Origin of the sequence: Rhodanobacter sp. Root627 (genome assembly GCF_001427835.1) — a bacterium.
Taxonomy (GTDB): Bacteria; Pseudomonadota; Gammaproteobacteria; order Xanthomonadales; family Rhodanobacteraceae; genus Rhodanobacter; species Rhodanobacter ginsenosidimutans.
Window position 1 is genome coordinate 324,175 of sequence record NZ_LMGW01000001.1, and the last position, 13,182, is coordinate 337,356.

A 13,182-nucleotide genomic window follows, 5' to 3' on the forward strand; every position below is an offset into this window, starting at 1 on the left:
TGTTCCCTTGGTCAGAACCAGATGCGGAAGCCGGCGACCCACTGCCGGTCAAACAGGCCTCGGCCTTGCTCGCGGGCGAAGTCGGCTGTGCCGCCAAAGCGACGCGCCCAAACCACGCCGACATAGGGCGCGAACTGTCGATTGAACTCATAGCGCAGCCGCAGCCCCAGCGAGACATCAGACAAGCCGCTACCCAGCCGCCGAGCTGGATCGTCCTTGCCGTAGGCGTTGGCTTCGAATTCCGGCTGCAGGATCAGCCGTTGCGTGAAGAGCAGTTCGTATTCGGCGCGGAAGCGGGCAGCGGTACGCCCGGAAGGACCGATGTAGGCGGTGGCCTCCAGCTCGAACCAGTACGGCGCCAACCCCTGGATGCCGAACGCGGCCCACTGGCGATTAGGCCCCTCACCCGCTTCGCTGCGTACGCCTAGCTGGGTACTCCAGAACGTGGCGACGGTGTGGTTCCAGAACGCCTCGATATCGCCCTCTTCCAAACTGCCTGCGCTGCGTTCACCTTCGGTGCGCAACCAGAGCTTGTCGTAGTCGTTGCCGTACCAGCCCTGGATGTCCCACTGCTGGCCGTTGCCGTCCTTGCCGTGGAAGGCTTCCAGTTGATCAATCAGCAGCATGGCGTTGGGGGCGTTGTCGTCCATCGCGTCGTGGATACCTCCTGCCGGGCCATAGCCAACGCCAGCGGAGTAATCAGGATTTCGGGCATCCGGCGGTGGGCTGCCGCCTTGCATGGGGCCCATTGTCATGCCCGACATCGAGCCATGATCCATACCCTGTGCGGAGCCATGATCCATGCCCTGCATCAAGCCATGGTCCATGCCTGACATGCCCGGATGCTCCGTCGCTTTCATGGACTGCGGACTCATGTCGGGCATCGACGAATGATCCATTCCTGACATCTCGCCAACGGGTGCCGCCGATGTCGCTGGCTTGGCCGGCGTCGACATACCAGGCATCGCACTGTGATCCATGCTGTGCATGTCGTGGGCCGCGGGTTCCGCCGCGGTGGGAACGTCTTTCTTTCCGGTCTTTTCTTCGGGCACGTTCGTCGCCGGCTTCTGCATGCTGCTCGCGGAAGCAGGGACGACCATGCCGGGCATGGAGCCTGTAACCATGGGTGATGTACTGCTGGAGGCCGGCGCGCTCTGCGCGGCGACTGCTAGTGGTAACGCCAGCAGGAGCGCGACCAACAACACCTGCCAATGTGTGCGGCGGAGCGTGATGCAACGGTTCATCGTCATGACACGACCACCTCGCGGAACATGCCCGCCTCCATGTGGTACAGCAGATGGCAGTGGTAGGCCCACCGCCCCGGGGCGTCCGCGTTGACGCGATAGGTGACCCGCTGCGCCGGCTGCACGTTGATGGTGTGCTTGCGTGCAATGAACTGCCCGCTGGGATCCTCCAGCTCGCTGAACATGCCGTGCAGATGGATGGGGTGATTCATCATCGTGTCGTTGACCAGCACGATGCGCAGGCGCTCGCCGAAGCTGAAATGCACCGGCTTGGCCTCGGAAAACTTCTGCCCATCGAACGACCACATGAAGCGCTCCATGTTGCCGGTCAGGTGCAGCTCGATCTCGCGCTCGGGCTCGCGTGGGTCGATCGGCCCATCGAGCGAACGCAGATCGGCATAGGTCAGCACGCGCCGACCGTTGCCGCGCAGGCCGATGCCCGGATCATCGAGATTGGTGCGCGGCATGTCGACGTGCATGTCGACGCCCGGGCCGTATTCGGTGCGCGCATGGCGAACCTTCGGCATGCCGGCGGGCGTGAGGTTGCTTATGGCGCCCATGTGCATGCCTTGCGTGTCGCCCATGTCCGGCATTTCCATTCCGCGCATGCCTCCCATGTTCACGCCAGACATGGCTCCCATGCCGCCCTGCTTGCCGCCGTGCCCCATATCGCCCATCGGCATCGCGCCCATCATGTCCTGCATGCTCAGCCACACGCGCGGATCCATCGCCGGCACCTCCGCCTCCATGCCCGGACGCGGCGCCAGCGTGCCGCGGGCGTAGCCGCTGCGATCGATCGACTGGGCGAACACGGTGTAGGCGCGATCATCCTGTGGTTCCACGATCACGTCGTAGGTCTCGGCTACCGAGATGCGGAACTCGTCCACCGGTACCGGCACGATGTCCTGGCCGTCGGCGGAGATCACCGTCATCTTCAAGCCCGGAATGCGCACATCGAAGATGCTCGTTGCCGAGCCGTTGATGAAACGCAGGCGGACCTTTTCGCCGGGCTTGAAGACCCCGGTCCAGTTGCCGGCGGGCGCCGCGCCATTCATCAGGTAGGTAAAGGTATAGCCCGAGACGTCGGCGAGGTCGGTCGGGTTCATGCGCATCTCGTTCCACATCTTGCGCATGGCGAGCGCTTGGCTGAGCCCTTTTTCGCGGACATCGCGGAAGAAACCCGGCGCGGTGGGTTGAGCGAAGTTGTAGTAGTCGCTCATCTTCTTGAGTTTGGCGAAGATGTGCTCGGGGTCCTCGTCGGTCCAGTCGTTGAGCATGACCACGTAGTCGCGGTCGCTCGGATAGCGCTCGGGGCCGGCAGGCTCGATGACCAGCGGGCCGAACACGCCGGTTTGCTCCTGGAAGCGCGAGTGAGAGTGGTACCAGTAGGTGCCCGACTGGCGAACCTCGAAACGGTAGACGAAGGTCTCGCCCGGCGCGATGCCGTCGAAACTGATGCCCGGCACGCCATCCATCTGAAACGGCAGCAGGATGCCGTGCCAATGGATTGAAGTCGGCACGCGCAGGTGATTGCTCACCCGCAGATTCACGGTGGTGCCCTCTTTCCAGCGCAGGACCGGGCCGGGCAAGCTGTTGTTGATCGTCGTGGCCATGCGCGGCGCCCCGGTGTAGTTGACCGGGGTTTCGGCGATATCCAAGGCAAATTCGGTACCGCGGAGCACGGTCGGCTGCCCTGTAGAAGCTGGTTGCGCCCAGACCTTGCCGGGGCGCAACAGCCCGAGGCCGGTCACGGCACCGCCAAGGGCAACACCTTGCACAAAACGACGCCGCGTCAAATCGATCGGGGGCGGGGGGAACAAGTTCATGGAAACTCTCCAGGTGGCGATATCGCGCGTGCCGATACCGATCACTGCCAATTGCCGGATGGTCGACGCGCGACCATCGCGAGCAAAGCTCATGGAAAACGAGGGAGAGTCAGACCGCCGGTGGTCGCAACGGAGGGGCGGTATTCACCGAAGGCGCATTGCCGGGCAGCGGCGTGGCATAGCTGGCAATCATCGCGGCCGGGGCCGGGACGACAGCCGTTGAGGGCGGGATCGTCGTACTGCACATCGCCGCACAAGTACACGCGTGACCTGCCATGCCACCGCAGCAACCGGGCTGATCGTCGCAACAGGAGCGGGATCCCTGGTCAGCGAGTTGGTGATGACAGTGTTCACTGACTGCCGCAACCGTTGTTTGCATGGGATGGGAATGAGGAGCTCCCGTCATGCCCATCGGTGCAGCGGCCAATGAGTTGATGACCAACATCAACCACGCCAGCACGCCCATCGCCCGAAGGCGACGTGAGCGAGCGAGCGGACGTAACGAGAAGGTCATGGAGCGAGCTTACCCGTGTGACTTGACGTCCTCAACTCAGGAGGTGGGTTCAGATGACTCACGGTTTGCTGAAGTCCATATGCAAGGTGATCTCTGAGCTTGCCCGGCTTCCGCAGACACCTAAGAGAGCGCTTCAGCTTCGGTCTGCACGGGCGTTCGATAGCCGTTGAACGAGTGCAGACGTTGGCGATTGTAAAAGACCTCGATATGGTCAAAGACCTTGTCCATGACTTGCACATGCGTTTGGTGGCGGCGCACCGCCTGCAGTTTCCGCCGGCCAACGCCAATTCAGTGGCTAATTGCCGGGCGTAGGGTCGAGCTCAATCCTGCAGGAGAAGGCACGTGGTCAACACGAAGTTGTTGCAGTCCATGCTCGAATTCGCCCTCGATTTGAGGCGTATGCACAGCTGTGCACCGGACGCACGTATCGGGAAGCATTCCAGGCACTTGCTTCCAGAATTGGACGTCGACGCCTGCTCGCGCAGCAAGTGAGCGAAGCATTCGAAAAGGTGTCATCGCAAGATGAGGCGTTTTTATTCGCTTCATCGAGGATGTCCTGGACTTTGCACGGACCTTCGTCGTCATGCAGGCTGCGATGGAACGAGTCCAGCAAGCCGCATCGGAAAAGGCAGGGGTCCCACCTTGACGACACACCCTTTTGGGAATCAAAAAAAAAGACTAGGTGCGGAGGTGAGCGTCACCCACCTCCGCGTACCAGTTCGTTGCCTCAAACAGAATTCAGCCGCGCAACTCTGTCCTCCAAGTGACCCTGGAGGCTGGAGTCCGCTTTGGTAGTTCCCTCAGTCTTCCCACCGTGGGCGTTGCCCGGGAAGAACTCCTCGACCACGGCCGGCACGTCCTCTGCCAGATCTTCGAATGCACCGTTGGCGAAGCCCTTGCGCGCGGCTTCGTCCAGCGCACCCTGGTCAAAGCCGCAGACTCGCCGCTGTTCGTCCAACTCCCGTGCCTGTGCGATGGCTTGCTCCAACGTGAGCCCAGAGCGCACCACTAGATCGACGTAGTAGATCGGCGTCCCGTAGCTCATCGTGGTGGATTTGCCACGCAGCTTCAGTTCCAGTGGCAGGCAGGCCAACAAGCCGCCCGACACGGCGCTGAAATACTCGAGCCGCGCCGCCAGCGTGCGGATGGTGTTGAAGGACGTGGTGCGCAGCACGAAGCTACCCAGCGCATCGTCATCGCCGACGACCACGTTTAGCCTTGCGTACGCCTTGCATGCCCCTTGCGAGAACGCACAGGCATCTGGCCCCGGGCAGGGCAACGTAGCTACACCTTCCTTGCCCGCGCGCCGGCAGGTCTCACCGTTGCCCACGCAGACCGGCCGGCCCGTGGTGCGGTCAAACAGTGAATAGTCCGCCCGCAGGTTGAGGCCCGGGTCGTTGAACAGCAACCGCATCGAGATTGCGCGCAACTTCTGACCCTCGGCTTCCTTGCGCAGCTTCTCGTCCAATGGGTGCAATATCCAACCGTCGCGCCCTTGCACCTGGCTGGTCAGGGTGAACTGATCGTCCTTCTCCGGCAGGCGCTTGCCGTTGCGCTCCATTACCCGGCCAATGGATATCCGCCCGATCACCGGCGGGGTAATTGCCAAACCTTTCAACATGTCGTTGACCTCTGTCAGTTGTTGGAAGACCGCGACAACACAAACCGGCGAGAGCCGGGGCGAGTCACGGAGTACATGGCGGCAACATCCGGGCACTCGGCCACCAGTCGCTTCGTATCCAGCGCGGCGCTGTCCTTGGCTCGCTTGAATGTCACCTCGCCGTGAGCGAAGACCGCCTTACTGGCGTCGCCCATCGCTTGCTGGATCACCTGCTTGAACGATTCGGCTTCATGCTCCATCGCTTCCAGCTCACCCTTGAGCGTTGTCAGTGCATCGAAGGCACGACTAAGGTCTTCGTCGCCGGAGAAGTCCAGGCTGGTGTCGTTGCCTCGATACAGTTTCCGCAAGGCCTTCGCCGCCGATTCACTGCCATCGGCCGGCGGCTCGATGTCCTTCTCCACGTACCCCCAGAACCGGGTTTCCAGCACGACCAGACGGGCGATCACTTCGTCGTCTCGTTCGATGCGGTGGATTTCCAGTTGCTGACCGCACAGCAGCACTGCCACGTCGGCAGCGACTTTGCCGGTGACGGCCAGTTGGTGCTGCACCTGCAGTTGGACGTATTCAGGCACACCGTCCTTCCAAAGTCGCGAACCGAACTCGCCGGCGGTCTTGCACTCCAACACTTGCACGCCGGGCACGCCGACGATTTCCCTGTCGATGTTCGCCAGCATGAAGGGGAACGTCGGATGCTGGAGCACGGCATTGAGCTTGCGCACCTTGTGACCGGTGCAATCCTGGTAGGCGGTCGCCACCATCGGTTCCAGAAGGGTGCCCCAATAGCGTGGATCGTCCTGACCGGGGCGAACTTCTTCCGGCGGCGTGCGGCCGGTCTTTTCCATCCACAGTTCGAGCTGGCTCTTGTACGGGCACAGGCCCACGGCGGCAGCGGCATCCGAGCTGCCGATGCCATTACGACGCACATCGAGCCACTGCCCATAGGGCAGCTTCTTGGTATCGACCAGCCTCACGGCGGCGTTTTGTTTGTTCATCGGTTTCCTCCAGGCATAAAAAATCCCGACCGATGCATGGGCATCAGCCGAGCGGCAGGTAGTTCGTTTTTTTCGAGGTGTCGTTACCAACTGGCGCGGTAGTAAATGTCCCAGCCTTGCTCCTGCAATTGCTTGGCGTGATGCAGGACTTTCAACGTGTAATCCACTTCGCCGTCCTCCAGCGTTTCATCGACGTCGGCGGTGAAATGATCGCTGGCACTGACCGAGGCGTCGCTTGCCTGTTCGAGCTTTCCTTCCAGCTCGATCAAGGTGTCTACCGAAACGAAAGCCGGACGGCAGTCGTCGACGCCCTCCTGCACGTTGCTCACAAACCACCGGTGCAAGGCATCGAACTTGCGCCAGTAGCCCACCCGCACCGTCACCCCGCTGACTTCCAGCAGGGAGGCATCCTGGCCCGGCTTCTCCTTTGGCGGCATATAGCCGATGGCCGTACCAATGGCGCGGCGCGTCGGTTCCGTCCGTGGATCGCAGGGGGCAACGTGCCGCTTGGCTTCCAGATACATATCCAGTCCCATCGTCGATCTCCGTCAGGCCAGCAGTTTCATCGCTTCGTCCCAGGCACGCTGCTTGATCTGCGCCCCTTGGCCGAACCACGCTGCATCACGGCGGTGATCGTCACTGCGCGCCCGACGGTGGTGATCGACGAACTCGGTCACGCTGTTGACCACACCCCATGCCGTCCCTCGACTGGACGCCATCAACGCACCGCGGCCTCCGCCTTCGTACAGTGAACGGACGGTGGCAAGCGCTTGCTCGTTGACCACCACGGCCTTGCCGTCCGGCGCGGCGTAGGTGAGTACCCGACGCAACAGCCCTTCGACCGTATCGGGGTCGACGGGCCGCTCCACCAACGCCTTCATGCGGGCAACGAAGCCATCCCACGACGAAACGGTGATGCCCAACTGGCGCTTGACCACATCGGGATCGAACTGGCTTCGATGCGGCACTTTGATGGCGCCGTTGGCGTTCCCCAGCGCAATGGACAAGGTGTTGTTGCAAACCACCCGCACCGACGTGAACTGTGCCGTAGTTGCCAACGTGCCGTCGCAAGCGGTGGCCAGCAGCAAGTAGCCATCGACGCGGTCACGGCCCTTGAGCGTGGTGCTCTGACCGGTCTTCGCCAACGCCCAGAACTTGCGGCCCTCGCGCAACACGCCGGCCGTCTCCAGCTCAAAGCCATTGCAGGCCGTCAGGTCGCGATAGAACTCCAGAATCTCGCCTGGCTGCACCACATGAAAACGCTTGGAGACCACGGCCAGCGGCGCCTTGGTGTCCGAGCGGTACAGCACCTTCTGCTCCGGAAAGGCGTTGATAACGCCCATGTGGTTGTTGCCGGAGATGTAACGGACTTCGGAGGCTTCGATCTGCCAGTCCATGCCCGCCTGCTGCTTCCATGTGTCGATGGATTGCTGCGGGGCCAATCTGTTGCCAAGACCGTGCCACGGCTTTTCGCCGGCGTAGGCCATCGTTTCAACCAGATGCATTGTCGTTTCCTCGTAAGTTGGCGGCATAAACGCACAAGGCCCGGACATGCCGGGCCTTGTGCGATGTGCGTGTGTTGGGTCGGATCAAGGAGCTTTGAGGCCACCGCAGTTGGTGCATTTGATGATGCCAACCAGAACTGCCGTGGCAACGACCAGAATGCAATAGACCGTGTCAATTTTGCCGCTCATGTCGTCGGATACCCTTTGCGAACGCTGCGATGCGGAGCGTCCAGACGCGAAGCCGGAGAACATAGACTTCACATGGGTAATATGGATGTGAAATTCCGTCGAATCGGTGGCATTCAGTTTGCTGATTGTCGCGGTTCCGGACTATGGAAGCCGTTGAAATACATTGAAAGTCGTTGAAACGAAAGTGGGGTGTTCTTTGAGTGCCCCGCTTTCGTTTTGTGCCTGATTCGGGGTCGGCGGTTGTCGGAAAACTAACTCGACGTCTAGAAACTAACTCAACGGAGGGGGTCCGGAGGGGCGAGGGTGCGGAGCCCTTCCGCACTTCTTCAATCGTGGAAAGCTAGTCGTGGCGCGGCCTAACGGGTCGTCAGACTTTGGCTGCCCATGGAAGTGCGGATTTCGTACATCGTCAAACCACAAATTCGGCCTCAGTATCGCTGCGTCACCACCGCAGAGCCGCGATATGTGCGATGTAAGTGATCCTTGTTCCACGCAGGTACTGTCGGGAGTCATTGCCCAAGCTGTCCGAGAAGCGATTGGCGATTCCCTCAAGAAATGGGATGTACAGCCCAGGCTGGTGTTGCGCATCGACGAAGTCGCCGCCCAGATCGGCTTGAGTCCGTCCACCATTCGGAATCTCTTGGACTCGGAGGGGCAGTGGTTCGACCCGGAGTTCCCCAAGCCTATCCGTCTCGGAAATGGAGCTGGAGTGCGATCCGCGATCGGCTGGCGGCGTGCCGACATCCTTGGGTGGGTTGACTCGCGCCCCACCCATGAAATATCGCACCAAGTCAGCAAGAAGATCTCGGAACCTAATATCCCGTCGATCCGGAGGAAGTCCATATCGAATAACTAACCTTGGGGCAAATAACGTATTGCGAATTCAGGAACTATATCTAATAGCCATATATCACCGTTGTTAGTTTAAGACAATAACTCCATCAAGCAAGTCCATTGATTTGTGATGGAAGTAGCTGTGGGTCTACTGTCTACATTACACCAGTGATTGGACTTTAAATCAGGTCAATGCACAAATGGACAAACATATGGGGAAAAACATCGTGAACTGTGACACCGTTAGTGACGAGCATATTGAGCGCGCCATTGAAAAAGGGGAGAGGCAGCACGCGCATATCGCCAAAGGCATGTGGCACACGACAGATGGAAAAGCTGTCGTCACGGAAGACCTCGATTGGCAGATGTATCTGAGGGTTTTTGAGCGAGCGGCTAAACGATTGACCACCGGAGGCGGCGCTATGGTCGTGCCTTTCAAATCCGTACGCGGTATGGCGCATAAACTGTCAGCCCTGGGAAATGACGTGCGCTTACTGTGTGTAAACGCATTGCCATTGGTCGAGCGTGCCGAACAGGGCTTCCATATGAAGGGTCACTCCTTCCGCAAAGCAGATGGAACGATAGCCGGTCTGGCTGAAGGTGAGCCCTACACATTCATCCACGCCATACCCAACCCCCACATCACGGTGATGATCCGTGCCTGCATGCAGATCGCCGAGAAGCTGAGCGACTTCCATCCCGGCGAATGGGCAGACGTCAACGAGCCGAAGATTCGAAATGCGTTTGTCCAGGCGGCTAGGTTTGTAAAGCGCGTCTGCAATTCCAGGCGGTTCAGGACTGTGGTTCTCAATCACGAGAGGAGCGAGCGTAAGAACTTGAAGTCCTGCTGGGCTTATGCCGGCAGTCTGTTCGAGAAGTACTCAAAGCTCCTGGTACTCAGGATTGACCTTTACATCCATCCCGACAGTCACGCTTGGTCAGAGTCAGATCGTGCAGAGTGGTGCGTCAGCCAGTATCTACGTGCCTTACGGGAGAATCGCCTCATTGAACCTGACGTCAAGGGGTGGATCGTGAAGCGCGAAGGCGGTTTCCGCCGCGGCATTCATTTCCATCTCATGGTTTTCCTCGACGGCCACAAGCACCAGGAGGGCCACGTTTACAGCCAGCAGCTTGGCGAAGCCTGGACGAGCCGCTTCAGTGAAGGGAAGGGTACGTTCTTCAACTGCTGGGTACTGCGCAAGAAATACGAACACAACGCACTCGGCGTGGTGCGCATCAGTGATCGGGTCATGCTGACCGGCCTCCTGATCGCGCTGGCTTATATGACGAAGGAGGACTGCGCCCTGGAAACCGGGCGCTCGCGTAACCTCCGGCGTGGCATCATTGAGTCCAGCGATGGCCCGAAGCCGGGTGCCCCGCGAAAGACCGAGAATGATCTTTCGGTGCTCAAGAGCGTATTTTCTGATTCGCCTTTTGCTTGAGGCGAATGTCGCGAATGTCGATCGGGTAGATCGCTATAGACCAGACGGCCTTGTGTTCACCCTCGCCAGTAAACCCCCAGTCGTCTAGCCATTTACCTAAGTTGCGGGTCATCCGCATCTGGTCGTCTGGACTAACGTCCTCCCAGGGTCTCTCCTGACCGCTGACAATCTGTTGCCAGCATCGTGCTGCGTGGACAGTCAACATCAATCGTTTGCTCATCCAGTGAAGCTGGCCGAAAGCGCGAGCTTCGTTATCACTCAATACGCTGAGATCGAACTCAGCAGGAGACGGCACTCCCTGACGCTCGTTATGCTTCGTGTTGATGAGTTTCCTGACCAACTTCAGCACCCCATTGTTAAACAACCAGTCATTAACGCCGCAGGCCCTAGCTTCGTTCCGCACCCATTCTTGGACAGCAGGCTGCTGCTCCTGTACGCCTTTTTCCGGATCGTTGAAACGCGCAGCTGCGCGGCACAAGACGTACACCCCAGGCGAGGTCCCCCTTAGCCCCATTGGGTCTTCCTTCGCCCGCAATACGGTGTCCAAGGCATTCTGTTCAACGAAAACATCACGCAGCTCGATGGCTAGCGCATGCCCTGGGTCATGACCTATCCATGGCCCCCGCTTTGGCTGCCCGTCATTGGGCCGAAGGCAACATAGAGACTGCCATGGAATCAGTCGTGTGAGATGTTTCGAACCCGTCCCTGAGTCCGGCGAAAACTGGACGGCGAAAGGAAACCAGCAGACTTCCCTCCGCTCCATCTCTAGCAGCAAGCGGGCGTCCTTCGGCGCCATTGCTAGATAGATCGCATCTGGCACTATCATCGGATTCTGGATGGCTGGGATACCGGACTTCCTAGCCTTCCGCACCTGGCTAAGGTCGTAGGGCGACAGGGATCGGCTCCAGGAATTAGCGGCATCACTAAACGTTGCCGGCAGCAGCCGGATGCCATCCATGTACACCACCTTGCCCGCGGGTACACGGACGTAGAGTACAACCTCGCCATCGTGCACTAACGCAGGCAAGGTGCCGCGCATCTCGGCAGGAGATACTTCGTCTAACAGCGGCACCAGCTTCGACAGCCGCCTCGCATCGATCTCAGTCATGCGCCTCTGGCTTCCCGTTAGGCATTACGAAATCGGCCCATGCTTGCATGAGTGGTCGGCGTTGCTCCAGCAGATCCGTCCGGTGGTAGGCTGCCTCCACTTTGTTCTGCACGGTGTGGGCCAGTGCCCGTTCAGCCAAATCGCGCGCATACCCCTTCTCGCTGCACCAGTCGCGAAAGCTGGATCGGAAGCCGTGGGCGGTAGCCACACGTCCCGGTACGTCGCTAACGGCCTTCATGCGTCGCAGAAAGGCTGTCAGAACCATGTCCGACAACGGGACGCCTTTGCGTACGGACGGGAACACAAACGTGTGGTGCAGCCCCTGTTGGTGCTTGAGGAGCGCTATGGCTTGCTGAGAAAGCGGCACGCGGTGGCTTAGCTTGGCCTTCATTCGCTCCGCAGGCACCGTCCAGAGCTTGTTCTTCAAATCCACCTCATCCCACGTCATGTAGCGTACCTCGCCCGAACGGGCTGCCGTCAGGATCACAAACCCTAAGAGCTGGCGCGTGACTTCAACGCTTGGCGGCAGGTGGTCGGTCACGAACGCGGGCATCAACGCCCAGGGCATCGCAGGCTGGTGCTGTGTGCGAACCGTCTTGCCCGGTTGGAGTGGCAAGAGGTGATTCACTACGTCGACCGGGTTGGACTGACAGAAGCCGTGTGCCCACCCCCATGCCATGACCGCGTGTAGCCGTTGCTTGACCCTCCCAGCCGTCTCGGCTTTTTCCAGCCAGATGGGCCGCAGCACATCCGCGATGTGACGCGGCTGGATTTGATCAAGCGGCATAGCCCCGATCAACGGAAAGGCGTACTCGGTAAGGGTGTTGATCCATTGCTGAGCGTGCTTGGCGTTCTTCCAACCCGGTGTCAGCTCTTTGTGAAGGATTTTCGCCGCCTCGCGCAAAATGGGCATGTGTGGCTTGACTGCCTCGTTGGCTTTGGCCTCCAGTGGGTCTTGTCCGTTGGCAAGCTTTTCACGCATGAAGCGCCCCTGCTTGGCGGCTTCGGCAATGCCGATGTCTGGGTAACTGCCCAGTCCTGCGTTGCGGCGCTTACCGGTGACGGGACTGACGTAGCGGAGAACCCACTTGCCTTGCCCCTTGTGGCTGGGGGAAGGGTGAAGTGCCAGACCAGTGACTCCGCCATGGGCGAGGGGCGTGCTTCCAGCTTTGACGTTGCGAGCCTTGGTGTCCGTAAGGAGTGTCATAGACGGAGGTTCCGGGTTGGTAGCTGGTATGCCAAGCAGTATGCCATCCTGAATTGGTTGTGGCTGAGTTTGGTTGTGGCTTGTTGGGCTATGACTCGACAATAATGGCTTTACTTGGCCATTTATCTTGTATTCTGTTGGTATCCCTTGATCCTTGTTGCGTACTTTGCAGGCGGTCTCTCTCTCCGCCAGATACGCAAAGCGCCCCGAAAGGGGCGTTTTGCGTATCTGGCGGAGAGAGAGGTGTGGACGAACCCTCTTGGGTTCGACAAATTCGCCGGGAGCGAATTTGGACAGCCGAAGGCTGGCCCCGCAGCGCGCAGCGCGAAGGGGTTGGGCCCATGGATGGGCCCAACAATCCCCGCGGACCTCACGCCTCAGTGCAGCGCACCGAAGCGACGCTTTACGTATCTGGCGGAGAGAGAGGTATGGACGAATCCTCTCGGGTTACTCGGCGCATCCTGCACCTCGCCCTTCGGGCCAGCGGCTTCGCCACTGTTCGTTACAGCATCCTGCCTTCGCGAGCGACAAATTCGCCCGGAGCGTCAAGGACAGCCGAACGGCTGGCCCCGCAGCGCGCAGCGCGGAAGGGTTGGGCCCATGAATGGCCCCAACAATCCCCGCGGACCTCACGCCTCAGTGCAGCGCACCGAAAAGCGCGTGTTTTGCTGGCGGTGAAGGGGTGCGGACGGATTCTTCC

Annotated in this window: 9 protein-coding genes; 1 reads left to right on the top strand and 8 read right to left on the bottom strand. The window is 60.1% G+C overall.

Annotation, left to right across the window (positions count from 1 at the left end; all coding sequences use genetic code 11):
• Positions 1–11: 11 nt before the first annotated feature.
• The 6 genes from ASD68_RS17080 to ASD68_RS01575 form a co-directional block, all read right to left on the bottom strand.
• A complete protein-coding gene (locus ASD68_RS17080) occupies positions 12–1,250 on the bottom strand; it encodes a copper resistance protein B (protein WP_200945311.1) in 1,239 nt (412 codons plus the stop codon).
• On the bottom strand, positions 1,247–3,070 hold the full coding sequence (locus ASD68_RS01555; RefSeq protein WP_056605004.1) for a copper resistance system multicopper oxidase: 1,824 nt from the start codon (positions 3,068–3,070) through the stop codon (positions 1,247–1,249). Before ASD68_RS01555 ends, ASD68_RS17080 begins: the two co-directional genes overlap by 4 nt.
• 1,241 nt (positions 3,071–4,311) lie before the next feature.
• Complete coding sequence (locus ASD68_RS01560; RefSeq protein WP_056602741.1) at positions 4,312–5,205, bottom strand: hypothetical protein; 894 nt, start codon at positions 5,203–5,205, stop codon at positions 4,312–4,314.
• Positions 5,206–5,219: 14 nt separating this feature from the next.
• On the bottom strand, positions 5,220–6,197 hold the full coding sequence (locus ASD68_RS01565; protein WP_056602744.1) for a lambda-exonuclease family protein: 978 nt from the start codon (positions 6,195–6,197) through the stop codon (positions 5,220–5,222).
• 83 nt (positions 6,198–6,280) lie between these two features.
• Positions 6,281–6,721, bottom strand: coding sequence for a hypothetical protein (locus ASD68_RS01570; RefSeq protein ID WP_056605009.1), 441 nt, complete (start codon positions 6,719–6,721; stop codon positions 6,281–6,283).
• A 24-nt stretch (positions 6,722–6,745) separates the two neighbouring features.
• The gene (locus tag ASD68_RS01575) at positions 6,746–7,702 is read right to left on the bottom strand and encodes a DUF932 domain-containing protein (RefSeq protein ID WP_056602746.1); all 957 of its coding nucleotides are present in this window, start codon (positions 7,700–7,702) and stop codon (positions 6,746–6,748) included.
• Between the two features lie 1,223 nt (positions 7,703–8,925).
• Between ASD68_RS01575 and ASD68_RS01585 the strand changes: the two genes are divergently transcribed.
• Entirely contained in the window at positions 8,926–10,167 is a 1,242-nt protein-coding gene (locus tag ASD68_RS01585; protein WP_056602749.1) for an inovirus-type Gp2 protein, read from the top strand.
• Here the strand turns inward: ASD68_RS01585 and ASD68_RS01590 are convergent.
• Together ASD68_RS01590 and ASD68_RS01595 are read right to left on the bottom strand one after the other, a co-directional pair.
• Positions 10,133–11,275, bottom strand: coding sequence for a hypothetical protein (locus ASD68_RS01590; RefSeq protein ID WP_056602750.1), 1,143 nt, complete (start codon positions 11,273–11,275; stop codon positions 10,133–10,135). The genes ASD68_RS01585 and ASD68_RS01590 overlap by 35 nt on opposite strands.
• A complete protein-coding gene (locus ASD68_RS01595) occupies positions 11,268–12,482 on the bottom strand; it encodes a site-specific integrase (protein WP_056602752.1) in 1,215 nt (404 codons plus the stop codon). The genes ASD68_RS01590 and ASD68_RS01595 overlap by 8 nt, the downstream gene beginning before the upstream one ends.
• Between the last annotated feature and the right edge of the window lie 700 nt (positions 12,483–13,182).

Excerpts from the sequence above, each read along its gene's own strand:
- ASD68_RS01570 (WP_056605009.1), bottom strand. The coding sequence starts at position 6,721 with ATGTATCTGGAAGCCAAGCGGCACGTTGCCCCCTGCGATCCACGGACG.
- ASD68_RS01565 (WP_056602744.1), bottom strand. The coding sequence starts at position 6,197 with ATGAACAAACAAAACGCCGCCGTGAGGCTGGTCGATACCAAGAAGCTG.
- ASD68_RS01555 (WP_056605004.1), bottom strand. The coding sequence starts at position 3,070 with ATGAACTTGTTCCCCCCGCCCCCGATCGATTTGACGCGGCGTCGTTTT.
- ASD68_RS17080 (WP_200945311.1), bottom strand. The coding sequence starts at position 1,250 with ATGACGATGAACCGTTGCATCACGCTCCGCCGCACACATTGGCAGGTG.
- ASD68_RS01575 (WP_056602746.1), bottom strand. The coding sequence starts at position 7,702 with ATGCATCTGGTTGAAACGATGGCCTACGCCGGCGAAAAGCCGTGGCAC.
- ASD68_RS01560 (WP_056602741.1), bottom strand. The coding sequence starts at position 5,205 with ATGTTGAAAGGTTTGGCAATTACCCCGCCGGTGATCGGGCGGATATCC.
- ASD68_RS01590 (WP_056602750.1), bottom strand. The coding sequence starts at position 11,275 with ATGACTGAGATCGATGCGAGGCGGCTGTCGAAGCTGGTGCCGCTGTTA.
- ASD68_RS01595 (WP_056602752.1), bottom strand. The coding sequence starts at position 12,482 with ATGACACTCCTTACGGACACCAAGGCTCGCAACGTCAAAGCTGGAAGC.
- ASD68_RS01585 (WP_056602749.1), top strand. The coding sequence starts at position 8,926 with ATGGACAAACATATGGGGAAAAACATCGTGAACTGTGACACCGTTAGT.